Here is a 22300-nt window from a genome sequence, read left to right on the forward strand (position 1 = left end):
CATGGAGACGATCTCGCACACCCGCACTCTCGGCCGCACCGGCATCGAAGTCAGCGCCCTCGGCTTCGGCTGCTGGGCCATCGGCGGTGAGTGGCAGGACCCGGACGGGCAGCCGCTCGGCTGGGGCAGGGTCGACGACGAGGAGTCCGTACGGGCCGTCCGGCGCGCCCTCGACCTCGGCGTCACCTTCTTCGACACCGCCGACACCTACGGCACCGGACACAGTGAGCGCGTCCTCGGCCGTGCGCTCGGCAAGCGCCGCGCCGACGTGGTCGTCGCCACCAAGTGGGGCAACGTCTTCGACGAGGAGACCCGCACCCTCACCGGCGGCGACGACTCCCCGGCGTACGCCCGCCGCGCCCTGACCGCCTCCCTGCGCCGCCTCGACACCGACTACGTCGACCTCTATCAGCTCCATCTGTCCGACGCGGACCCGGAACAGGCCGCCGAACTCCGGGACACCTGCGAGGAGTTCGTCCAAGAGGGGCTCATACGGTCGTACGCCTGGAGCACCGACGACCCCGCCCGCGCCGCCGTGTTCGCGGAGGGCGCCCACTGTGCGGCCGTACAGCATCGGCTCAACATTCTTCAGGACGCGCCCGAAATGCTCGCCCTGTGCGAGGAGTTGGGGCTCGCCAGCATCAACCGCAGTCCGCTGGCCATGGGGTTGCTCACCGGGAAGCGGGCGGCGGGGCAGGCGATCGAGGCCGGGGACATCCGTAGCACCCCGCCCACGTGGCTGCCCGGGTTCGCCGCAGGCGCGGGTGCCGACCCTGAGTGGCTGGGACGGGTCGACGCGCTCAAAGACATCCTGACCAGCGGCGGCCGTACGCTCGCCCAGGGCGCCCTCGCCTGGATCTGGGCGCGCTCCCCGCGCACCGTGCCGATCCCGGGGTTCCGCACGGTCGTCCAGGCCGAGGAGAACGCGGGCGCCATCGCCCAAGGGCCGCTCACCGCCGCGCAGTTGACCGAGATCGACGGCATCCTGGGGCGGTGAGCGAACCAGCCGGCCCTACGCCACTCTCTGCTCCGTCAGCGTCAGCCTGCCCGCCTTGATGGTGGCCAGGCGTGGCGCGCGGCGGGCGATCGACGAGTCGTGGGTGACCAGGACGAAGGTCAGGCCGTACTCGTGCCACAGGCCTTCGAGCAGCGCCATGATGTCGTCGCGGGTGCCCTCGTCGAGGTTGCCGGTGGGCTCGTCCGCGAGCAGCACCTTCGGCTTCTTGACCAGGGCCCGCGCGATGGCGACGCGCTGCTGCTGGCCGCCGGACAGTTCCGACGGCGCGTGGCCCAGCCGGTCGCCGAGGCCGACCGAGCTCAGTGCCTCGGCGGCCCGCTCGCGCCGTTCCCGGGGCTGCACGCCGAGCGGGACGAGGGCCGTCTCGACGTTCTCCTGCGCGGTCAGGGTCGGGATGAGGTTGAACGCCTGGAAGATGATGCCGATCTTCTCGGCGCGCATCCGGGTCAGCTTGGCCTCGTTGATGCGCGCGAGGTCGACGCCGTCCAGCTCGACGCTGCCGGAGGACGGACGGTCCAGGGCGCCGATCATCTGGAGCAGCGTCGACTTGCCGCCGCCGGTGGGGCCCTGGATGACGAGCTGGTCGCCGTCCTCGATCGTGAGGTCGACGCCGCGCAGCGCCTCCACCGTCTCCTTGCCCCGCGTGTATCTCTTGGTGACGTCGGTGAGCTTGTACATGGGATGAACTCCGTGACTGGAAGAAGGGGGTGGGGCGCCGCGTCCCGGGGGGAGTGGACGCGGCGCCCCAGATCAGGGGATGCGTTACGAGACGCTGCGGAGCGCGTCCGCCGGGCGCATCCGGGAGGCACGCCAGCCGCCCATCGCTCCGGCGATCAGACCGCCGGTCACCGCGAGGCCGACCGCGAGCGCGATCGTGGTGAGCGAGACGGGCGCGGACAGCGCGATCTCCATCGTGTTCGACGCCGCCTGCTGGCCGGGGCCGCCACCACCAGGGCCGCCGCCCATGCCGCCGCCTCCGCCACCGCCGCCGGTCGAGCCCAGCTGGGCTTCCAGCGTCGGGCTGATCGCCGTCACCGTGTACGCGGCGATCAGGCCCAGCGCGATACCGAGCGCCCCGCCGAGCAGACCGTTCACCATCGACTCGCCGACCACCTGCCGGGTCACCTTCCGGCTCGGCCAGCCCAGCGCCTTCAGCGTGCCGAACTCCCGCACCCGGCGCGACACCGCCGACGAGGTCAGCAGCGCGGCCACCAGGAACGCCGCCACCAGCACCGCGACGGACAGCCACTTGCCGACGCTGGTCGCGAGGTTCGAGGCCGTGGAGAGGGAGCCGGAGACGGTCTCCGCGAGGTCCGCGGAGGTCGTCACCGTCGTACCCGAAATGTTCTTCTGGATCGCGGACTTGACGCTGTCGATCTGCTGCGAGTCGGACGCCTTGACGTAGATCGTGCTGACCTTGTCCGCCGAGTCGCCCAGCGTCTGCGCCTGCTTCAGCGGCAGGTACACGTCGGTGGTGGACTCGCTGCTCTCGGGCGTCGCGATACCGATGATCGTGTACTTGGTGTCGGAGATCGTGAGGGTCTTGCCGACCTTGTACTCGTTCTCCTTGGCGTACGACTGGCTGAGCACCGCGACCTTCGCGTTGGTCTGCGTCGCCGTGAACGTCTTGCCGGAGGTGATCTCCGAGCCGGCCAGCGGGCCGAGGTCCTGGTTCGTGACGTCGACGCCGGCGACGGAGTAGGAGTTCACGTCGAAGGCGGCGCCGCCGCCCTGGACCCGGGGCTGGGCGGTGGAGCCGCTCGCGCCGCCACCCGGGCCGCCGCCCTGCGACTGGCCGCTGTCCTGCGACTCCGCCTGGCCCTGCGTGAAGGAGCCGTTGACCTTGGTGACGTTCAGCGTGAGGGCACCGACCGCGTTCGCCACGCCGTTCTGTGTGGCGACCTTCTTCACCAGTGAGGCGCTGAGGGACTCGCCCCCCTGTGTCATCACGCGGTCCGAACTCTGTTCCTCGTCCTCGTCGGACCCGGCGTCGAATTCGAATCTCGGCCCGCCCGAACTGTTGTCGGTGGGCGCCGATCTCGCTTTGGTGACGGTCATGTCGGTGCCGAGACCGTAGAGCGACTTCAGGACCTTGTCCTGCGCCTGTTGCATGCCGGCCGACACCGAGTTGACGGTGATGACCAGCGCGATTCCGAGCGCCAGACCCATCGCGATGACCAGGGCCGCCTTTTTGCGGCGGCTCAGCTCGCGCTTGAGATAGATGCCAAACATCCCGTTCCTCGAAGGTTCTTGGCGCCCGCTGTGGGCGCGGACACACGCTAGGGACGAACCTTTGAGCAGCCGTGAATAAGGGATGTGTAAGACCTGAGAAGGGATGTGTGCGAGCTGAGAGTTTCCCGGATCCGGGAAATGTGCGCACGTTCGCGGACGTTTATGGCAGCCGCTCCACGGCCCGGTGTGTACCTCGCGGTCCCACGCGAGGCCACCCCCACCCGGTGCCGTGGAGCGGCCGCCACATCCCCCCTCGGTGTGGCCACGGAAGCAGTGCATTCCAACTGTGAAGCTCTTGTGGAGGGGAGTCGAGCATAAGCCTCTCACCGGCTGCAATGCAGTGGAAGGTCATATTCCGGTTGTGCACGTTGTGAAGCCTGTGGCTCAGGGGTGTGCTCAGCCGCGGCCGACGTACGGCATCGCCGTCGCCAGCACCGTCGCGAACTGCACGTTCGCCTCCAGCGGCAGCTCCGCCATGTGCCGCACCGTGCGTGCCACATCGGCGACATCCATCACGGGCTCGGGTGCCACGGAGCCGTTCGCCTGGAGCGCGCCCGTCTGCATCCGGGCCGTCATGTCGGTCGCCGCGTTGCCGATGTCGATCTGCCCGACGGCGATGTTGTACGGCCGTCCGTCCAGCGACAGCGCCTTGGTCAGGCCGGTCAGCGCGTGCTTGGTCGCGGTGTAGGCGACGGACCGCGGGCGGGGCGTATGGGCGGAAATCGACCCGTTGTTGATGATCCGGCCGCCCTGCGGGTCCTGCTCCTTCATCTGCCGGTACGCCGCCTGCGCGCACAGGAACGCCCCGTTGAGGTTGGTGTCCACCACATGCCGCCAGGCGTCGTACGGCAGCTCCTCCACCGGCACCCCGCCCGGTCCGAACGTCCCCGCGTTGTTGAACAGCAGGTCCACCCGCCCGAACCGGTCCGTTGCCGCGGCGAACAGCGCGGCGACGTCTTCCGGCCGCGAGACATCCGTGCGTACGGCGATGGAGGCGCCCTCGGGCACCAGTGCCGACGTCTCCTCCAGCGTCTCGGGGCGGCGCCCGGCCAGCGCCACCGACCAGCCCGCGCGCAGCAGTTCCACGGCGACCGCACGGCCGATGCCGGATCCCGCGCCGGTCACGACCGCGATCCGGGCCCGGTCGCCCGTCTGCCTGTTCGTTTGCATGGCATTCATGGGGCCGCAGCGTAAGCGCTCCGCGGTGAGTGCCGCGATTGGCCGTCGCTTGTCTGCGGGTCCGTCGTGGCTGGTCGCGCAGTTCCCCGCGCCCCTTTGGGGCGCGTCTGCACCGGGGAACTCATCAGGCCGCCATCTGGGTGTTGTGTACGTGCCAAACGTGAGTCGTCCGGGGTCACTGCAATACGGGGTGCATCCAATTGCCAGGGGAGGACCGGATGACACCCGCCGCACGTCAGTCCCAGCACGCCCCCGAACTCCGTGAAGCCGCACGGCATCTGAGCCGGCGTCGCTTCCTGACCGTCACCGGCGCAGCCGCCGCGCTCGCCTTCGCCGTGAACCTGCCCGCCGCCGGCGCCGCGAGCGCGGCCGAGTTCGACGCCGCGCAGCTCACGGACGACCCGTTCACGCTCGGCGTCGCCTCCGGCGACCCGCAGCCCGGCTCCGTGCTCCTGTGGACCCGGCTCGCGCCCGCCCCGTTCCAGCCGGACAGCGGCCTGCCCGCCGCACGCGTCACCGTGCAGTGGGAGGTGGCCCGCGACGAGAGTTTCCGCCGGCTCGCCAGACGCGGTACGGCGACCGCCCACCCCGAGTTCCACCACACCGTGCACGTCGCCGTCGACGGCCTCGACGAGGCCCGCGTGTACTACTACCGCTTCCGGGTGGGCCGTTGGGTCAGCCCGACCGGCCGCACCCGCACCTCCCCCGGCCAGGGCAGCGGGGTCTCCGCCCTGACCATCGGCGTGGTCTCCTGCCAGCGCTACGACCAGGCCTACTACACCGCCTACCGGCACCTCGCCGAGGACGACGTGGACCTCGTCTTCCACCTCGGCGACTACCTCTACGAGTACCCGGTCACCTCCGTCGGCGGCGCCCGCGCCTACCCGGCCGGCACCCTGCCCGACGTGCTCAACCGCGAGACGGTGACGCTGGAGGACTACCGGCTCCGGTACGCGCTCTACAAGTCGGACGCCGACCTCGCGGCCGCCCACGCGGCCCACCCGTTCATCGTCACCTGGGACGACCACGAGACCGAGAACAACTACGCCGACGACATCCCGGAATCCGGCGGATCGCCGGAGGAGTTCCTGATCCGCAGGGCCGCCGCCTACCGCGCGTACTGGGAGAACATGCCGCTGCGCCGCCCCCAGCAGCCCGACGGCCCCGACCTCCAGCTCTACCGGCGCCTGCACTGGGGCCGGCTCGCCCAGTTCGACGTACTCGACACCCGGCAGTACCGCTCCAACCAGGCGTACGGCGACGGCTGGCAGTTCCCCGGGCCCGAGTCCGAGGACCCGACGCGCACGCTGACCGGCGACGCGCAGGAGCAGTGGCTGATCGACGGCTGGCACCGCTCCCGGGCCCTGTGGAACGTGCTGCCGCAGCAGGTCACCTTCTCCCGCCGGTACAACAGCACCATGCTGCCGTCCCAGGTCTCCATGGACTCCTGGGACGGCTACCCGGCCTCCCGTGAGCGCGTCCTCGCCGGAGCCGACGCGGCCGGCATCGAGAACCTCATGGTCCTCACCGGTGACGTGCACGTGCACTTCGGCCTCGACATCAAGCGGGACTTCGCCGACCCCGACTCACCGACCGTGGGCACCGAGATCGTCGCCACCTCGATCGCCAGCGGCGGCAACGGCTCCGCGAAGCCCGCCAACTGGGCCACCAACATGGCCGCCAACCCGCACATGAAGTTCTACAACGGGCTGCGCGGCTATGCGACGGTCGCGCTGGGCCGGGAGTCGGCGCGCGCCGACTTCAAGACCCTTGCCCACGCGACGACGCCGGGCGCGCCGGTGACGACCGCCGCCTCCTTCGTGACGGAGGCGGGGGCGCCGGGGCTCAAGCCAGCCTGAGCGCCGGGGGGTTGCCCTCGCCGGGGTAGCGGACGCCGATGCGGTTCCGTATCGCGTCGAGCGTCCGCATCACGGCGAGGGTGCCCTCCAGCGGGATGACCGGGGACTCGGTCTCGCCGGCCCGCAGGGCGCGCATCACCTCGCGGGCCTCGTACTTGAAGCTGTTGTGCGGGCCGGTGGACGGATCGTGGGCGAACACCTCCGGCTCGCGGCCGTCCCGGTGCAGGACGAAGCGGTCGGCGTGGAAGAAGCCGGCCGGGATGTCGATGCGGCCCTGCGAGCCGGTGACCGACGCGGAGACCGACGTACCGCCGACGATGGAGCAGTGCACCGAAGCGAGAGCGCCGCTCTCCCACGAGAGCAGCGCTCCGGTCTGGAGATCGACACCCTCCTCCGAGAGCACCGCTCGCGCCGCGATGTCCGACGGCTCCCCGAGCAACAGGTGCGTGAACGACACCGGATACACCCCGAGGTCGAGCAACGCGCCGCCGCCCTGCGCGGGATCACGGAGCCGGTGCGAGGGCGGGAAGGGGCCCGCAAGACCGAAGTCGGCCTGCACCGTGCGCACTTCGCCGATCCCGCCGTCGTCGACGAGGGCCTTCAGCCGCCGGATCACGGGATTGCAGTACATCCACATGGCCTCCATCAGGAAGCTCCCGCGCTCCTTCGCCAGCGCGACCAGTTCCTCGGCCTCGACCGCATTCAGCGTGAACGCCTTCTCGCACAGCACGTTCCGCCCGGCCTCCAGGCACAGACCGGCGGCCGCCCGGTGCGCCGAGTGCGGGGTGGCGACGTACACGACATCGATGTCCTCGTCCGCCGCGAGGGAGCCCCAGTCGCCGTACGCCCGGGGTATCCCGAACCGTTCCGCGAACGCCTTCGCCGAGTCCGAGGTCCGTGAGGCCACCGCCACCACGTCCGCGTCCGGCAGATCGACCAGATCCGCCGTGAACGCGGCCGCGATCCCGCCGGTCGCCAGGATCCCCCACCGCACGTTCTCCGCCGTCATCCCGTCCCGCCCTCGTTCATGTGACCCCAGCCACTGTGTTCGAACTGAGAGCATAGGTGCCGTATCGCGGAGAGAGGGAGGGCACATGCCCGAGCGTGGGGCGTCCAGGGCACCCATATCGAAGAGACCCAACGAGACACAGGCGGCCGTACCGGAAACGGAACCGGCCGCCCGTGCTGTGCGCCGCACCGGACTGCTCGTCACTCTCATCCTCGGCGGTCTGACCGCCGTGCCGCCGCTGTCGATGGACATGTATCTCCCGGCGCTGCCGGAGGTCACCGGGTCCCTGCACGCGTCCGCCGCGACCGTCCAGCTCACGCTCACCGCCTGTCTGGCCGGCATGGCGTTCGGGCAGCTGGTGGTCGGCCCGATGAGCGACAAGTGGGGACGGCGGCGCCCGCTGCTCATCGGCCTCGCGGTCTACATCGTCGCCACCGCCCTGTGTGCCGTGGCGCCCACCGTGGAACTCCTGGTCGCCTGCCGACTGGCACAGGGACTCGCGGGCGCGGCCGGGATCGTGATCGCGCGAGCGGTCGCCCGCGATCTCTACGACGGCATGGCCATGGCCCGCTTCTTCTCCACCCTCATGCTGATCTCGGGGGTCGCGCCGATCGTGGCGCCGCTGATCGGCGGGCAGATCCTCCAGGTGACGGACTGGCGGGGCGTGTTCGTCGTGCTCGTGGTGGTCGGGGTGGCGCTGACCGCCGTCGTCTGGGTGAAGCTGCCCGAGACGCTGCCGCCCGCCGAACGCCACAGCGGCGGCACGGGCGAGGCCCTGCACGCGATGCGGCGGCTGCTCGCCGACCGCACCTTCTCCGGCTACATGATCGCGGGCGGCTTCGCCTTCGCCTCCCTCTTCGCCTACATCTCCGCCTCGCCGTTCGTGATCCAGGAGATCTACGGAGCCTCGCCGCAGACCTTCAGCCTGCTGTTCGGCCTCAACTCGGTCGGCCTGATCGCCGTCGGCCAGCTCAACGGGAAGGTGCTGGTCGGGCGGGTCAACCTCGACAAGGTGCTGGGGACCGGACTCGTGATCGTCATCGCCGCCGCGACCGCGCTGCTGCTGATGTCCCTCGACGTGTTCGGCGAGGTGGGGCTGGTGCCGGTGGCCGCCGCGCTGTTCGTGCTGATGTCCGCCATGGGCATCACCCTGCCCAACACCCAGGCCCTCGCCCTCATGCGCACCCGGCACGCCGCCGGCTCCGCGTCCGCCCTGCTCGGCACGTCCTCCTTCCTCATCGGTGCGATCGCCTCCCCGCTGGTCGGCGTCGCCGGTGAGGACACCGCCCTCCCGATGGCCGTCGTCCAACTGGCGGCGGCACTGGTGGCACTGGCCTGCTTCATGGGAATGTGCCGTCCTTGGAACACACGTACGGAAATGGAGGGAGCGGGGAGCTGAGCGCGCCGAGACTGCGCAGCGGCACACCGGAACGGGCCGGACTCGACCCCGGGGAACTCCGCCATCTCGTCCGCGAGGTGGGCAACCTCACCGCCGGCGAACGCCCCTGGGCGGCGGGCACCGTCCTGGTCGCCGGGCGCGGCCCCGTCATCGCCGTCGAGGAGGCCGCGGGTTGGGCCGTACGGTACGAGGCCTACGACCCGGAGACCGACGCGGGCGTGGAGCTGCCGCCGGGCGACCGGGTCCCGATGACGGTCGGCACCCCCTTCGACATCGCGTCCCTGACCAAGCTGTTCACGGCCGTCGCCGCCGTCCAGCAGATCGAGCGGGGGACGCTCGGCATCGACGCGCGCGTGGGCGCGTACCTGCCGGACTTCCGGGCGGCGGCCGCGCACGGCATCACGGTCCGCCAACTGCTCACCCACACCTCGGGACTCCGCCCCGAACTCCCGCTGTACGACTGCGCCGACGACGCCGAACGGCTGGCGCTGCTGCGGGCGGAGGCACCCGTGGGCGTGCCCGGCACCTACTGCTACTCCGACCTCAACCCGCTCCTCCTCCAGTACCTCCTGGAACGCATCACCGGCCGCACCCTCGACGTCCTCGTCCACGACGGCATCACCCGACCGCTGGGGATGACGGCGACGACCTACGGCCCCTGCTCCAACGCGGCCGCCACGGAGGACCAGCGACGCCCGTGGGCCAAAGCGGACCGGGGCATGCTGCGGGGCGTGGTCCACGACGAGAACGCGTGGGCGCTCGGCGGGGTCGCCGGTCACGCGGGCCTGTTCTCGACGGGCCCCGACCTGGCGGTGTTCTGCCGGGCACTCCTCGCGGGCGGTTCCTACGGTCCGGCCCGCATCCTCGGCGCCGACTTCGTGGAGCTGCTGCTGACCGCGCCGGGGCTGGGCTTCGCGGTGGACCAGCCGTGGTTCATGGGGGAGCTGGCGGGGGAGGGGGCGGTCGGTCATACGGGGTTCACGGGGACATCGCTGGTCCTGGACCCGGTGACGGACACGTTCCTGGTGCTGCTGGCGAACACCGTCCATCCGCGGAGACGGGCCGCGGACAGCGGGCCGAGGGCGAGGGCGGGGACGAGGGTGGCACGGGCGGTGCGGGGGCTGTAGCGGGAGTGTTTGGGCTGAATTGTGCGGACCTGCGCTGAAATCCAGCCCCTCCGGCGTTTGAGGAGCGGGGTCGAAGGGGCGGAGCCCCTTCAGGACGGGACGGGTAGGGGCGGCGGGGGCGAGGAAGGTCCAGGCGCGCACCCCCACCCGGCCGCACTCGTAGAATCGCCGGGTGAACGCCCCCGCACACCCGGCCGAGACCCTGCGCGGCACCCTCGCGACCCTCCTCGACGGCCTCCCGCCGCGCCAGGCCGCGCAGGCCGTGGAGCGTCTGATCGCGAACTACCGCGGGGCCACCCCGACCGACGCCCCCATCCTCCGCGACAGCGCCGACGTCGCCGCGTACGCCGCCTACCGCATGCCCGCGACCTACGAGGCGACACACTCGGCGCTGGAGGCGTTCGCGCAGGCAGTGCCGGACTGGGCGCCGGGCAGCCACGTCGACGTCGGCGGCGGGACGGGCGCCGCGACCTGGGCGGTCACCGCGACCTGGTCCGGCGAGCGCAGCGTCACCGTCCTCGACTGGGCCGAGCCCGCCCTCGCCCTGGGCCGGGAGATCGCCGCCGCCAACCCGGCCCTACGGGACGCCCGCTGGCAGCGCTCTCGAATCGGAGCGGCGCTCAAAATCGAGAGCACTGATCTCGTCACGGTCTCCTACGTCCTCAACGAACTCACCGCCCCCGACCGCGCCACCCTCGTCGAGACCGTCGCCTCCGCCGCACAGGCCGTCGTGATCGTCGAACCGGGCACCCCCGACGGCTACGCCCGCATCATCGAGGCCCGCGACCGCCTCATCACCGCCGGCTTCCACATCGCCGCCCCCTGTCCGCACAGCGCCGACTGCCCCATCGTCCCCGGCACGGACTGGTGCCACTTCTCGGCCCGCGTCAGCCGTTCCTCTCTGCACCGCCAGGTCAAGGGCGGCTCCCTCCCCTACGAGGACGAGAAGTTCGCCTACGTCGCCGCCACCCGCCTCCCGGTCACTCCGGCCCCCTCCCGCGTCGTACGCAAGCCGCAGATCCGCAAGGGCCAGGTCCTCCTCGACCTCTGCGAAACCGACCCCGCCCTCCACCGGACCACCGTCACCAAGCGCCACGGCGACCTGTACAAGGCGGCGCGGGACGCCGACTGGGGCGACGCCTGGCCCCCTCCGGCGGAGGACTAGGACACCTCCGCCCAGCGGCGCAGGGTGGCGACGGCCGCGGCGTGGTCGGCGGGGGACAGGTCCGTGAGCCTCACGTGGTGGTTGGTGCCGGGCGCCCACAGGACGCGTGAGTCGTGGGCGCCGGGACGGAAGGGTTCGGCGACGGCCGGGTCCAGGGCGCCGTTGACGAAGAGCAGCCGGCTGCCGCGCCGGCGGACCCAGTGGTCGACGTCCGGCATGGCGTCGGAGTCGAAGCGCAGCGGGATGTCGCGGGGCACGAAGCTGCGGGGTTCGATGGCGCCCGGATGGCGGAGCACGTCCGCCAGGTGGCCGGTGGGGACGCTCAAGTACCCCATCTGCGTGCCGAGTTGGTACCAGTACGGGATGTAGAACGCCGCGATCTCGTCGGCGTACACAGGGAGGGCCGCGGTGCGCTCCAGCCACGCGTAGAGCTCGTCGGTGGTGGCGTCCGGGCGGGGGATGGTGCCGCCGTCCCCGGTGCCGTTCTGCCAGAACATGAACAGCACGCGCAGTACGGCTATCTCGAGCGCCTTGTCGGCGCTGCCGATGATGCGGAATCCGGTGCCGGCGGAGGCCGCCCAGGCCTGGTAGCGGGCGACCATCTCGGGACGGCGCAGGAGGATCTCGCGCTGCGCCGCCTTCAGCGCGTCACGGGTCTCGGCGGTGCCGACCCGCTCCAGGAAGCGGAGGTAGGCGGAGTCGTCGCGGTCGTCGACGTTGTTCGGCGCGGAGTAGGCGACGGTGCCGTCCACGTCGTACGGGTGGAACCGGCGGTGGTAGACGCTCGCCATCCCGCCCTTGCTGCCGCCGGTGGAGATCCACGGGCCGCGGTACAGCCCGCGGAACAGACGGACGACGCGGTGGTGGTCGTCGGCGGCCTGCCGGATCGTCAGGTGGGTGTAGTCGAGGGTCGCCGGGCGTGACGTGCCGAAGTAGCGGTGCTCGACCTGGAGTTGGTTGGCGTCGAGCAGGACGGTCGGCTCGGCCCGCCAGGGCGTGAGGTTCGCCTCGTATCCGGTCGAGGCCAGCACGGTGGGCCGGCCGGTGGAGGTGTGCAGCAGGGTGAGGCGCTGTTCGAAGGTGTCGGCCGCGGGGTCCGTGTGGTCGACCGGCTGGCGCAGGCCGAGGACGAAGAAGCGGTACCCGGGCTCGGCGCCCGGCCGTTCCTCGATCAGCCGCAGCCCCGGCAGGGCCCGTAAGGCATCCGCCACGTCGCCGCACCCGGCGCGGACCCGGCCCGTGGCCGCCTGCGCGGGAACGGGGGTCGCGGCGAGGGCCAGGCCCGCCGTCGAGGCCGTCGAGGTGAGCAGACGTCGTCTCGTCCAGGTACGCATCGTGATTCCTCCCCGGTGTCGCTGACCGTTTCAGTACAGCCACCGGACACCGGGGAGGAGATCCCGCGTGTGGGGGGACGTCGTCCCCCGGGCGGGGGAGACGCGGTCACGACGAGGTGTCCGCGGTGCCCCCCTGTTCGCGCTGTTCCTGGAGCTTGCGCAGCAGCTCCCGCTTCTGGGCCTGGGGGTCGACGGACCCTCCGACGCGGCCGCCTCGTGCGCCGCCGCGCAGCGCGGCGCGGCCGAGGTTGCTGCGGGTGCCGCCGACTCCGAGCATGTTTCCGCCTCGCGACATCGCGATCTCCATATCTGACGACTGCATTGAACGAGACGTCTCGTCTCGCTTTCGACTGCACCACTGTCCAACGAGACGTATCGTCTTGTCAACCTGATAGATTCGACCCATGGCCAAGAACCACGTACTTGAGACGTCCTCCCCCGCCAAGCCCGCCCCCGACTCCACCCGCCGCAGCGAGAAGTCCCGTCGCGCCATCTACGACGCCGCCATCGAACTCGTTGCGGAAGTCGGCTACCCCAGGACCACCATCGAGGGCATCGCCGCCCGCGCCGGCGTCGGCAAGCAGACGATCTACCGGTGGTGGACCTCGAAGGCGGACGTCCTGCTGGAGGCCTTCCTCGATCTGAGCGAACAGGCGTCGCGGGACGCGGGCTCGGAGGAGGCGTACGTCATTCCGGACACGGGCGACCTCGCCGCCGACCTCAAAGCCGTGCTGCGGCTCACCGTCGACCAGCTCAAGGACCCCAGGTTCGAGGCGCCGTCCCGTGCCCTGGCCGCCGAAGGCGTGGTCGACGAGAAGCTCGGCCGGATCTTCATGACCAAGCTCCTCGAACCGTCGCTCCAGCTGTACGTCGACCGGGTGCGGGCCGCGCAGGACGCCGGCCAGGTGCGCCGGGACGTCGACCCGCGCATCGCCCTGGAGCTCTGGGTCTCCCCCCTCGCCCAGCGCTGGCTCCAGTACACGGGCCCGATCTCCTACGAGTACACCGACACCCTCGTCGACTACGCCCTGTACGGCCTGGCACCCCGCTAAATACCGCCAAAGCAGTCGATGAACCCTTATTCAGGAGCCGCGTACGCCTCGTCCCACCTACCCCGGATGTGAGCTCCGGCCCCCCGGAGCGCAGGATGGTGGGACCATAGGGCATGCTGTCCGCACAACGGCGAGGGCGAGGGGATAGATGAGCACGGAGTTCGGCGGTCGTTCCGGCCGGCAGGGCAAACTCTCCCAGTGGCTGCGCGGACGCCGCCCGAAGGAGGCCGCCGGCGACGGCGGCCGTGAGGTCCTGCTGCTCGCCGCCGCCGGAGCGGGCCTGCCGCTCGCACCCGCCGCATACCCGGCCCCCGGCTACCGCTGCTCCTGCGACCGCGTCGGCTGTCCCACCCCGGCCCGGCACCCGGTCTCCTTCGCCTGGCAGACGCAGTCCACCACCGACCGCGCCCAGATCGAGCGCTGGGCCCGGCACCAGCCGCAGGCCAACTTCATCACCGCGACCGGCATGGTGCACGACGTCCTCGACGTGCCCCTGGAAGCCGGGCGCGAAGCGCTGGAGCGGCTGCTCGGCGCCGGCATCGAGGTCGGCCCGGTCGCCGAGAGCTCCGACGGCCGCCTGCTGTTCTTCACCCTCACCCGCGGCACCCCCGAGGACGAGGACGAGTGGTGGCCCTGCGAGCTGGACTGCCACCCCGAGACCGCGGACGAGCACCCCGGCCTGCGCTGGCACTGCCGCGGCTCGTACGTCCTCGTGCCGCCCGCCCGGCTCCCCGGCGACGACGGCCAGTCCGTGCACTGGGTACGCGGCCTGGAGCACCCGCTCCCCGACCCGCTGAGCGTGCTGGAATTCCTCACCGACGCCTGCGCCCGCTACGCCGGCGCGGAGCCCGACCACGTGTCCGCGGCCTGGCCCCACCGCCATTGAGGGCCACTCAGGACCACTGAGGACCGTACGAAGAGCGGCTACTCGCCCTTCGCCGACGTGAGCCCCTGGATCCGGCCGAGGATCGTCACCTTGCCGGCCCCCTTGGGGTCCAGCGCCACCTCGTTGGAGACGAACTCCATCGTCAGCGACTGCTTGATCTCACCGGTGGTCAGCGCCAGCACGTCATCGAGCGGCGTCGGCACCGACGTACCCGCATACGCCGTCTGCTTCTCGTAGTGGCGGGTGGTGAAGAACACCAGCGCCCCGCCGTCCTTCGTCCGCACCGCCAGCGGCGCGTAGTCGCCGTCCGTCAGCGGTTCGTCGATGAACTGGGTGACCAGACCCGGCTTCTTGGCGATCTTCTGCCGCTCCGTGCGCCACCCGCTGGTGTGCGAGTTCTCCGCGAAGGCGGATTCCCCGCCGTCCTTGAGGTACTTGGCGTACTCCTGGCTCAAGTCCGCCGGTTCGGCGGCCAGTCCGGCGGAGTTCACGGGCACGCCCTCGGCGTATCCGTCCGCGTCCTTCTTGAACTCCGGTACGTCGTCGGGCGCGACCAGCGTCAGATACGCCACCTCCCACGCCTCGTCGAGACCGCCGCGGGTGAACACGAACAGCCAGCGTGCGCTGCCGCCCTTGTTGGCCGCCGCGTCGGCGACGAACCAGCGCGGCCAGCCCGCCTTCTCGACGATCGTGTACGTCACGTCCGACAGTTTCAGCGGCAAGTGGTTCGCATTCCCCTCGGGGCTGCCCGCCTGCCCGGCTTTCAGCCGCGCCGCGTCGATGTCGCCGAGGGCGCCGGTGACGTGATCGGCGTCCAGGGAACTGTCGTACGCCTTGTCGGCATCGTTGTATGCGGTCGTGAACTGCTGGAGCGCCTTGGCGGCTTCGGCCCGGGTGGCCGCGGGGAGTACCTCGCGCTCCCCGTGCACCACCATGCAACCGCTCGCTGTCAGCGACAAAGCGGTCATGGAGGCTGCTATCAGCGCGCTCCGGTCAATCCTGCGACGACTGAGCAGCCTTCGAAGGCCGCGATCCCTGCTCATCGGCTACCTTCACCTTCCCCTTCCCGGAGGCGAACCCTACCGGGGCGAAGAACAACGCGAGCGTCGGGATCAAGTACAGCAGCCACACCGTGACCTGGAGGACGGTCGGATCCGGCTGGAAGTTGAAGACACCCTTCAGCAGAGTGCCGTACCAGCTGTCCGGCGGGATCGTGCCGCTGATGTCGAAGGCCTTGTTGTTCAGGCCCGGCAGCCAGTCGGCCTCCTGGAGATCGTGGAAGCCGTACGCCAGCACGCCCGCCGCCACGACGACCAGCATGGCGCCGGTCCAGGTGAAGAACTTCGCGAGGTTGATCCGCACAGCACCCCGGTAGAACAGCCAGCCGAGGACGACCGCGGTGACGATGCCCAGGGCCACGCCGACCAGCGGGCGCGGGGTCCCGTCGCCGGCCGCGCGCACCGACGCCCACACGAACAGGGCCGTCTCCAAGCCCTCGCGGCCCACCGCCAGGAACGCCGTCGCCACCAGTGCGCCGGTGCCCATCTGGAGGGCGGCGTCGAGCTTGCCGTGCAGTTCGGCCTTCAGATGCCGGGCGGTGCGCCGCATCCAGAACACCATCCACGTCACCAGGCACACCGCGAGGATCGACAGCGAGCCGCCGAGCGCCTCCTGCGCCTCGAACGTCAGCTCCTGGGAACCGAATTCGAGCGCGCAGCCGAAGCCCAGCGCGATGGCGATCGCGACGCCGATGCCGAGCCAGATCGGCTTCAGCGCGTCCCTGCGGTCCGTCTTCACCAGATAGGCGATCAGGATGCAGACGACGAGGCTGGCCTCCAGGCCCTCGCGCAGACCGATCAGGTAGTTGGAGAACACGGGCTACGCCTCCTTGGAGAACAGCGTCCGGCCCCACCAGTCGTCCTTGTCGCGGACGCCGGGCGGGACCGCGAAGATCGCCGAACCCACGTGCTGGATGTACTCGTTGAGGACGTCCGGCGCCAGGCTGCGCTGGATCGGGATGAAGCCCTTGCGGACGTCCCGCTGGTACGCGAGGAAGAACAGGCCCGCGTCCAGGCGGCCCAGGCCGTCCGTGCCGTCGGTGAAGGAGTAGCCGCGGCGCAGGATCGTCGCCCCGTGGTTGGTGTCGGGGTGCGCGAGCTTCACATGCGCGTTGGGCAGCATCGCCTTCAGGAACGGCTCGTCGCGCTCCTTGGCCTTGCCGACCGGGGCGCCCTCGCCCTTGTCCCGGCCGATGATGTCCTCCTGCTCCTGGAGCGAGGTGCGGTCCCAGGTCTCGATGTGCATGCGGATGCGGCGGGCTACGAGGTAGGAGCCCCCGGTCATCCAGGCCGAGTTCGGAGTGCCGTCCTTCTCGTCCGCCCACACGAACTTCTTCAGGCGGTCCGTCTCCGTGCCCGCGATGTTGCGGGTGCCGTCCTTGAAGCCCATCAGGTTGCGCGGGGTCTGCTCGTCCGGTGTCGTCGAGGACGTCTTGCCGAAGCCGAGCTGCGACCAGCGGATGACGACCTTGCCGAAGCCGATGCGGGCCAGGTTGCGGATGGCGTGCACGGCGACCTGCGGGTCGTCCGCGCAGGCCTGGATGCACAGGTCGCCGCCGCTGCGGTTCTTGTCGAGGTTGTCGCCGGCGAACTTCGGCAGGTCGACGAGCGCCTCGGGGCGGGCGTCCGCCAGCCCGAACTTCTCGAACAGGGAGGGCCCGAAGCCGATGGTCAGCGTCAGCCGCGACGGCTTGAGGCCCAGCGCCTCGCCGGTGTCGTCCGGCGGAGCCTCGGCAAGACCGCCGTACGCGCCCTCACCGACCGTCTGCCCGGCCGTCATCCGCCGCGCCGCCACCGTCCAGTCCTTGAGCATCTGTACGAACTCGGCGCGGTCGTCGGTCTTCACGTCGAACGCGGCGAAGTGCAGCCGGTCCTGCACGGGCGTGGCGATGCCCGCCTGATGGGCGCCGTGGAAGGCGACCGCAGCGCCCGACTCGGCGGCGGTCGGGTCCAGGTCGTCGCCGGTGCGGGCCATCGCCACCGCACCGCCGGCCGCGGCGGCACCGAGCGCGAGCCCGGCACCGCCCCAGCCGATCAGCGCACGCCGGGAGGGGGATTCGGAGGTCTCGGTCATGAGGGCCCCTACCTCACTTCACGACAACTGCGGCGGCCAGCTTGGACAGGGGCTCGGCGAGCGCGTTGACCGCGTCCGACAGCTCCTTGCGGTCGGCCTCGCCGACCTTGTCGTACGAGGTGAAGTCGTACGAGGTCTTGTCCGCGCGGTACTTGTCGAGCAGTCCGTTCAGCGCCGCGAACTGCTTGTCGAGCTCCGTCACCAGCGCCGGGTCGTTCTCCTTGGCGACGGCCTTCAGCAGCTCGTACGACTTCTCCGCGCCCTCGACGTTGGCCTTGAAGTCGACCAGGTCGGTGTGGGAGTAGCGCTCCTCCTCGCCGGTGACCTTGCCGGTGGCGACCTCGTCGAGGAGCTCCTTGGCGCCGTTGGCCATGGAGGTCGGGGTGATCTCGGCCTTGCCGACCCGCTTCTGCCAGTCCGTGAGGTCGGTGATCAGCTGGTCGGCGAGCTCGGAGTCGCGGGCGGTGAGCTTCTTGTCCTTCCAGAGCGAGCGCTCGATGCGGTGCCAGCCGGTCCAGTCCTTCTCCAGGTCCTGGCCCTCCTCCAGACCGTCCTCGCGCAGGTCGACCTTGGGGTCGATGTCACCGAAGGACTCGGCGACCGGCTCGGTGCGCTCCCAGCCGATACGGGACGGTGCGTAGGCCTTCTTCGCGGCCTCGATGTCGCCGTCCTTGACCGCCTTGGCGAACGTCTCGGCGAGCGGCAGCGTCTCGTCGGCCTGGGTCTGGGAGTACTCGCGGTAGGCGGCAACGGCCTTGTCGAGACGGGCGTCGCGCTTGGCGGCGGTGCCGCCGGTGACCTTGATGTCCTGGCGGATGCCGTTGCCCTTCATGCCGGGCTTGCAGGCGATCTGGTAGGCGCCGGCCTTCACTTCGGCGGTGACCCGCTGCTTGGTGCCGGGGCCGATGTTCTCGCGCTCGGTCACCACCCGGTCGTCCGGGAAGAGGATGTAGACCTCGTTGACCTTGGAGCCCTTGTTCTCTATGGCGAGTTCGACGTGCCCGGCCGGGACCTCGTTCTTCGACACCTCGCACTTGTCGTCCGTCGCGGTCACGTTGATCACGTTGTCGCCGCTGCCCGAACCGCCCTTCTCGGTGCAGCCGGTGACAGCGGTCAGAGCCGCCACGGCGGTGGCGGCGGTGATGACGGAGAGTCTGGCGGCGCGCATACAGGCTCCATGAGAGTGGCGAGAAAACGCTTACAGGGAACTCACAGTTTTGGCTAGGCTCGCCTAACTTATCTGAGCCTTACCTGCGTGATACCCGGTTGTGCGGTGATTCAGCTCTCATGGACGCTGTATGAGCACGAGCCGATCACGCTGGCTCAAATCGGACCCCACGGGAAGGTCAAGGGAGGGTCAAGGATCGCGTCGCGGGGTGACCAGGACCGCGCCCGTGCGGGGGTGCGGCAGCACCTCGACCGGCTGGTCGTACACCTCGGAGAGCAGCCGCTCCGAGAAGACGTCCTCGGGTGGTCCGTCCGCGGCCACCTGCCCGGCGCGCAGGATCGCGACCCGGTGCGCGTACGCCGCCGCGAGCCCCAGATCGTGCAGTACGACGACCACCGCGTCCCCGGCCCGCGCCCGCTCCCGGCACAACCGCAGCACCAGCTCCTGGTGTTTGAGGTCCAGGGCCGCCGTCGGCTCGTCGAGCAGCAGCAGCGGCGCGCGCTGAGCGAGCACCCGGGCGAGCGCGACCCGGGCCCGCTCGCCGCCACTGAGCGCCGAGAACGGGCGGGCGGCGAACGCGGTCACCTCCGCCCGCGCCATCGCTTCGGCTACGGCGGTGTCGTCGTCCTCCGCTCCGACGGCCGCCCAGGGTGCGCGGCCCATCCGGACCACCTCCTCCACCGTGAACGGGAAGGACAGCGCCGCCGACTGCGGCAACACGGCCCGACGCAGGGCGAGTTCGGGCGCGGACCAGTCCGACGCCGGGCGACCGTGAATCCGTACGACCCCTTCCGCGGCCGGGAGATCGGCGGCCAGGGCGCCCAACAGGGTCGACTTTCCCGCCCCGTTGGGACCGACCAGGGCGAGGACCTCGCCGGCACGGGCCGTGACGGACACTCCGTGGAGGACGACGCGGGAACCGAGGCGGACGTGGAGGTCCTGGGCTTCGGCGAGGATGTCGCCGGGTTCGGCGGGGGAGGGAGGAGTGGGGCGGGGGCGGAGGAGTCGCATGGGCGGGGTCCTTGTGGAGGAGGGGGACTGAAGAACCTCAGGGGCGCGGGGAACTGCGCGACCAGCCACCACGCACCTGTAGACGACACACAACCTCTAGGCCCAACCCCCCTGCCGACGCCGAGTCCTGCGCAACAACCAGAAGAAGAACGGACTCCCAAGAAGCGCCGTCAGAACCCCGAGCGGCAGCTCCGCCGGCGCCGCCACAGTCCGCGCAGCAAGATCCGCACCGAGCAGGACGACCCCGCCCCCCAGCGCGCTGCCTGGGACCAGGAAGCGATGCCCGGGCCCGGCGGCCATCCGCAACAGGTGGGGTACGACGAGACCGATGAAGCCGATGACGCCGGCCACGCTCACTGCGGCAGCGGTCAGCAGCGCGATGACGAGTATCAGCACGATCCGCAGCCGCTCCACGTCCACGCCCAGATGCCGGGCCGGCCGGTCGCCGAGCGCGAGCAGGTCCAGACGGCGCGCGTACAGCGGCGCGAGCACCAGACCGATCGCCGCGCACGGCAGTACCGCGAGCACCTTCGGCCAGGTCGCCTGGGCGAGAGAACCCAGCTGCCAGAAGGTGATCTGGTTCACCGCGGCGGTGTCGGCGAGGAAGATGAACAGGCCGACGAGCGCCCCGCAGAACGCGTTCACCGCGATACCGGTGAGGATCAGCGTCACGACCTCCGTACGGCCGCCCGAGCGGGACATCCCGTACACCAGCAGCACGGTGGCGAGACCGGTGACGAAGGCCATCGCCGGGAGGGTCCAGTTGCCGAAGAAGGTCAGACCGAGCGCGATCGAGGCCACCGCACCGACCGCCGCGCCCAAGGAGACGCCGATCGTGCCCGGTTCGGCCAGCGGATTGCCGAACACGCCCTGCATCAGCGCGCCCGCACACCCCAGCGAGGCGCCGACGAGCAGCGCGAGCACGATCCGGGGGAAGCGGACGTTCCAGAGCACGGACTCCGCGACCCGGTCCAACTCCGCGCCGCCGAGCCCGGCTTTGTGCTGTACGGAGCTGACGACGTCGCCGATCGGGATCGGGTAGGCGCCGATTCCGGCGGCCATCGGGGTGAGGACGAGGAGCGTGATGAGGAGACCGGCGGTGAGGAGCCAGGCAGTGCTGCGTCGTCTTCGGGCGGTGGGTTGGGGCGGGGCCTTCGTTTCGGTCTTCTCGTCCAGTACGGTCACGCCGCACCGCCCTTGTCCTCGATCGGGACGCGCATGCGTCGCACCGTGTCGTCCGTTCCTCTTGGCTCACTGTCGTTTTCGGTCAGCAAAGCTTAGGTTAGCCTTACCTTCGCCCGCTACCGGCAGTCGTATCCGGAGGACTCCTCATGCCCGCGCGCCTTCGTGCCCTGGTCACCGTGTTGTGCGCAGCCGTCCTCGGGGCGCTGCTTCCGGCGGCCGTCGCGCAGGCCGCGGCCCGTGAGGTGCAGGGCGGCCGGCTGGACTGGGGCATCAAGTCGTCCTTCCAGAGCTATGTCACCGGGCCTATCGCCAACGGAAGTTACTCACTCACCGGTGGCGCGGCGACCGTCGGCGACAGCCAGTTCCGGTTCCACTCGGCCGCCGGCACGTACGACGGCGACACCGGCGCATTCGCCGCGTCCTTCTCCGGCGGGGTCCACTTCGTCGGACACAAGACGGACGCCGGGGCGTATCAGCTCGACCTCACCATCAGCCGGCCCACCGTCCGCGTCTCCGGGTCCACCGGGACGCTGTACGTGGACGTCACCAGCAAGGCGAAGGGCACCGGGACGGTCACGACGTCCAGTCAGGTGCCCTTCGCCTCCCTCGCCCTCGGGGGGATCGACATGAGGGGCGGGGGCAGTTCCGTTGTGCTCAACAACCTTCCCGCCACGCTTACTTCGGAGGGGGCCGAGTCCTTTGCCGGGTACTACACGGCGGGGACCGCGCTGGATCCGGTGAGTCTGTCCGCGGATGTGGCGGCGGGGGGTTCTGGTGGGGGTGCGGGTTCCGGTTCGGCTACGCCGAGTGCGTCCAACTCCTCGGAGGCGGACGGTGCCCTCGCGGACGGTGCCGTGGACTGGGGGGTGCGCCGGACCTTCCGGGAGTACGTCACCGGCGGTATCGCCAAGGGCAAGTGGACGCTGTCCGACGGGGCCGAGGACGGGGGCGCGATCTTCCGCTTCGGGGGTGGCGAAGGGGCGTACAAGAGCGGTGATTTGGACGCCGAGTTCGAGGGTGCGCTGCGCTTCACGGGGGCGCACGGTCTCGATCTGAAGCTGAGTGGAGTCCGTGTTGTTGTCGATGACGGCAAGGGCACGCTGTACGCCGACGTGGCGAGTGCGGAGTACTCCGCGAAGAAGGTTCCGCTGGTCACCTTCGCCGCGAAGGGGCTGAAGGCGAAGGGTGGTCTCGTCGCCGTGACCGAGGCGCCGGCGAAGCTCACCGGCCGGGGTGCGAAGGCCTTCGGCTCGATGTATCAGGCGGGCACGGAGATGGACCCCGTCTCGCTCGCCGTCGCCCTCACCTCGGACGCCGCGCTGCCGGCACTGCCTGATCTGGGCAGTACGCCTACGGCGAGCGTGACTGCGGAGGCCGAATCCGCGTCGCCGGGTTCGGCCGAGCCCGTCGCGAGTTCGTCGGACGGTGGCTCAGTGGGCCTGCCGATCGGGCTGGCCGTCGGTTCGCTGCTGGTCGTTGTGGCTGCGCTCGTCGTGGTCCGTAAGCGCCGTACGGGCTCCGCCTCGGACGGCGACTGAATCCCC

The 22300-nt window shown here is 70.7% G+C and carries 20 protein-coding genes; 8 read left to right on the forward strand and 12 right to left on the reverse strand.

What is annotated here, in order from left to right; translation table 11 throughout:
• The first annotated feature begins 1 nt into the window (after nt 1).
• Nucleotides 2–997: an aldo/keto reductase gene (locus KCH87_RS16465; protein ID WP_210586837.1), complete on the forward strand. Its 996-nt coding sequence runs from the start codon at nt 2–4 to the stop codon at nt 995–997.
• A 15-nt stretch (nt 998–1012) separates the two neighbouring features.
• Here KCH87_RS16465 and KCH87_RS16470 read toward each other — a convergent pair whose 3' ends face one another.
• From KCH87_RS16470 to KCH87_RS16480, 3 genes are all read right to left on the reverse strand, one after another.
• Nucleotides 1013–1696: an ABC transporter ATP-binding protein gene (locus KCH87_RS16470; RefSeq protein WP_210586838.1), complete on the reverse strand. Its 684-nt coding sequence runs from the start codon at nt 1694–1696 to the stop codon at nt 1013–1015.
• An 84-nt stretch (nt 1697–1780) separates the two neighbouring features.
• The gene (locus KCH87_RS16475; RefSeq protein ID WP_210586839.1) at nt 1781–3250 is read right to left on the reverse strand and encodes an ABC transporter permease; all 1470 of its coding nucleotides are present in this window, start codon (nt 3248–3250) and stop codon (nt 1781–1783) included.
• A 396-nt stretch (nt 3251–3646) separates the two neighbouring features.
• Complete coding sequence (locus tag KCH87_RS16480; protein ID WP_210586840.1) at nt 3647–4429, reverse strand: SDR family oxidoreductase; 783 nt, start codon at nt 4427–4429, stop codon at nt 3647–3649.
• 218 nt (nt 4430–4647) lie between these two features.
• On the opposite strand from KCH87_RS16480, the gene KCH87_RS16485 reads away from it, so the two are divergent.
• On the forward strand, nt 4648–6288 hold the full coding sequence (locus tag KCH87_RS16485) for an alkaline phosphatase (protein WP_210586841.1): 1641 nt from the start codon (nt 4648–4650) through the stop codon (nt 6286–6288).
• Here the strand turns inward: KCH87_RS16485 and KCH87_RS16490 are convergent.
• Entirely contained in the window at nt 6275–7297 is a 1023-nt protein-coding gene (locus tag KCH87_RS16490) for a Gfo/Idh/MocA family protein (protein ID WP_210586842.1), read from the reverse strand. The genes KCH87_RS16485 and KCH87_RS16490 overlap by 14 nt on opposite strands.
• 85 nt (nt 7298–7382) lie before the next feature.
• Between KCH87_RS16490 and KCH87_RS16495 the strand changes: the two genes are divergently transcribed.
• The 3 genes from KCH87_RS16495 (at nt 7383) to KCH87_RS16505 (ending at nt 10988) form a co-directional block, all read left to right on the forward strand.
• A complete protein-coding gene (locus KCH87_RS16495; protein WP_210586843.1) occupies nt 7383–8696 on the forward strand; it encodes a multidrug effflux MFS transporter in 1314 nt (437 codons plus the stop codon).
• On the forward strand, nt 8648–9823 hold the full coding sequence (locus KCH87_RS16500; RefSeq protein ID WP_210586844.1) for a serine hydrolase: 1176 nt from the start codon (nt 8648–8650) through the stop codon (nt 9821–9823). The genes KCH87_RS16495 and KCH87_RS16500 overlap by 49 nt, the downstream gene beginning before the upstream one ends.
• A gap of 172 nt (nt 9824–9995) precedes the next feature.
• Nucleotides 9996–10988, forward strand: coding sequence for a small ribosomal subunit Rsm22 family protein (locus KCH87_RS16505; RefSeq protein WP_210586845.1), 993 nt, complete (start codon nt 9996–9998; stop codon nt 10986–10988).
• Here the strand turns inward: KCH87_RS16505 and KCH87_RS16510 are convergent.
• The gene (locus KCH87_RS16510) at nt 10985–12322 is read right to left on the reverse strand and encodes a S28 family serine protease (RefSeq protein ID WP_210586846.1); all 1338 of its coding nucleotides are present in this window, start codon (nt 12320–12322) and stop codon (nt 10985–10987) included. The two genes, KCH87_RS16505 and KCH87_RS16510, sit on opposite strands and share 4 nt — an antisense overlap.
• A 106-nt stretch (nt 12323–12428) precedes the next feature.
• Nucleotides 12429–12617, reverse strand: coding sequence for a DUF6243 family protein (locus KCH87_RS16515; RefSeq protein WP_210586989.1), 189 nt, complete (start codon nt 12615–12617; stop codon nt 12429–12431).
• Between the two features lie 109 nt (nt 12618–12726).
• Between KCH87_RS16515 and KCH87_RS16520 the strand changes: the two genes are divergently transcribed.
• Together KCH87_RS16520 and KCH87_RS16525 are read left to right on the forward strand one after the other, a co-directional pair.
• Complete coding sequence (locus tag KCH87_RS16520; protein WP_210586847.1) at nt 12727–13374, forward strand: TetR/AcrR family transcriptional regulator; 648 nt, start codon at nt 12727–12729, stop codon at nt 13372–13374.
• A 148-nt stretch (nt 13375–13522) separates the two neighbouring features.
• The gene (locus KCH87_RS16525; RefSeq protein WP_210586848.1) at nt 13523–14260 is read left to right on the forward strand and encodes a bifunctional DNA primase/polymerase; all 738 of its coding nucleotides are present in this window, start codon (nt 13523–13525) and stop codon (nt 14258–14260) included.
• A gap of 38 nt (nt 14261–14298) precedes the next feature.
• On the opposite strand, the gene KCH87_RS16530 is transcribed toward KCH87_RS16525, so the two are convergent.
• The 6 genes from KCH87_RS16530 to KCH87_RS16555 form a co-directional block, all read right to left on the reverse strand.
• Nucleotides 14299–15303, reverse strand: a complete 1005-nt coding sequence (locus KCH87_RS16530; RefSeq protein ID WP_210586849.1) for a hypothetical protein — start codon at nt 15301–15303, stop codon at nt 14299–14301.
• Nucleotides 15254–16135 carry an iron uptake transporter permease EfeU gene (gene efeU / locus KCH87_RS16535; protein ID WP_210586850.1) on the reverse strand — a complete coding sequence of 294 codons (882 nt, stop codon included), beginning with the start codon at nt 16133–16135 and terminating at the stop codon, nt 15254–15256. The genes KCH87_RS16530 and efeU overlap by 50 nt, the downstream gene beginning before the upstream one ends.
• Nucleotides 16136–16138: 3 nt before the next feature.
• Nucleotides 16139–17392 carry an iron uptake transporter deferrochelatase/peroxidase subunit gene (efeB, locus tag KCH87_RS16540; RefSeq protein ID WP_210586851.1) on the reverse strand — a complete coding sequence of 418 codons (1254 nt, stop codon included), beginning with the start codon at nt 17390–17392 and terminating at the stop codon, nt 16139–16141.
• Nucleotides 17393–17405: 13 nt separating this feature from the next.
• The gene (gene efeO / locus KCH87_RS16545; protein WP_210586852.1) at nt 17406–18560 is read right to left on the reverse strand and encodes an iron uptake system protein EfeO; all 1155 of its coding nucleotides are present in this window, start codon (nt 18558–18560) and stop codon (nt 17406–17408) included.
• A gap of 189 nt (nt 18561–18749) precedes the next feature.
• A complete protein-coding gene (locus KCH87_RS16550; RefSeq protein ID WP_210586853.1) occupies nt 18750–19571 on the reverse strand; it encodes a heme ABC transporter ATP-binding protein in 822 nt (273 codons plus the stop codon).
• A gap of 96 nt (nt 19572–19667) precedes the next feature.
• Entirely contained in the window at nt 19668–20747 is a 1080-nt protein-coding gene (locus KCH87_RS16555; protein ID WP_247196350.1) for an iron ABC transporter permease, read from the reverse strand.
• 155 nt (nt 20748–20902) lie between these two features.
• Between KCH87_RS16555 and KCH87_RS16560 the strand changes: the two genes are divergently transcribed.
• Nucleotides 20903–22294, forward strand: coding sequence for an HtaA domain-containing protein (locus KCH87_RS16560; RefSeq protein WP_210586855.1), 1392 nt, complete (start codon nt 20903–20905; stop codon nt 22292–22294).
• Nucleotides 22295–22300: the final 6 nt, after the last annotated feature.

Origin of the sequence: Streptomyces sp. GESEQ-35, assembly GCF_017948485.1 — a bacterium.
Taxonomy (GTDB): domain Bacteria; phylum Actinomycetota; class Actinomycetes; order Streptomycetales; family Streptomycetaceae; genus Streptomyces.

Bases quoted from the DNA above. Each gene is read 5' to 3' on its own strand.
- KCH87_RS16465 (WP_210586837.1), top strand. From the start codon at position 2: ATGGAGACGATCTCGCACACCCGCACTCTCGGCCGCACCGGCATCGAA.
- KCH87_RS16470 (WP_210586838.1), bottom strand. From the start codon at position 1,696: ATGTACAAGCTCACCGACGTCACCAAGAGATACACGCGGGGCAAGGAG.
- KCH87_RS16475 (WP_210586839.1), bottom strand. From the start codon at position 3,250: ATGTTTGGCATCTATCTCAAGCGCGAGCTGAGCCGCCGCAAAAAGGCG.
- KCH87_RS16480 (WP_210586840.1), bottom strand. From the start codon at position 4,429: ATGAATGCCATGCAAACGAACAGGCAGACGGGCGACCGGGCCCGGATC.
- KCH87_RS16485 (WP_210586841.1), top strand. From the start codon at position 4,648: ATGACACCCGCCGCACGTCAGTCCCAGCACGCCCCCGAACTCCGTGAA.
- KCH87_RS16490 (WP_210586842.1), bottom strand. From the start codon at position 7,297: ATGACGGCGGAGAACGTGCGGTGGGGGATCCTGGCGACCGGCGGGATC.
- KCH87_RS16495 (WP_210586843.1), top strand. From the start codon at position 7,383: ATGCCCGAGCGTGGGGCGTCCAGGGCACCCATATCGAAGAGACCCAAC.
- KCH87_RS16510 (WP_210586846.1), bottom strand. From the start codon at position 12,322: ATGCGTACCTGGACGAGACGACGTCTGCTCACCTCGACGGCCTCGACG.
- KCH87_RS16515 (WP_210586989.1), bottom strand. From the start codon at position 12,617: ATGTCGCGAGGCGGAAACATGCTCGGAGTCGGCGGCACCCGCAGCAAC.
- KCH87_RS16520 (WP_210586847.1), top strand. From the start codon at position 12,727: ATGGCCAAGAACCACGTACTTGAGACGTCCTCCCCCGCCAAGCCCGCC.
- KCH87_RS16525 (WP_210586848.1), top strand. From the start codon at position 13,523: ATGAGCACGGAGTTCGGCGGTCGTTCCGGCCGGCAGGGCAAACTCTCC.
- KCH87_RS16530 (WP_210586849.1), bottom strand. From the start codon at position 15,303: ATGAGCAGGGATCGCGGCCTTCGAAGGCTGCTCAGTCGTCGCAGGATT.
- efeB (WP_210586851.1), bottom strand. From the start codon at position 17,392: ATGACCGAGACCTCCGAATCCCCCTCCCGGCGTGCGCTGATCGGCTGG.
- efeO (WP_210586852.1), bottom strand. From the start codon at position 18,560: ATGCGCGCCGCCAGACTCTCCGTCATCACCGCCGCCACCGCCGTGGCG.
- KCH87_RS16550 (WP_210586853.1), bottom strand. From the start codon at position 19,571: ATGCGACTCCTCCGCCCCCGCCCCACTCCTCCCTCCCCCGCCGAACCC.
- KCH87_RS16560 (WP_210586855.1), top strand. From the start codon at position 20,903: ATGCCCGCGCGCCTTCGTGCCCTGGTCACCGTGTTGTGCGCAGCCGTC.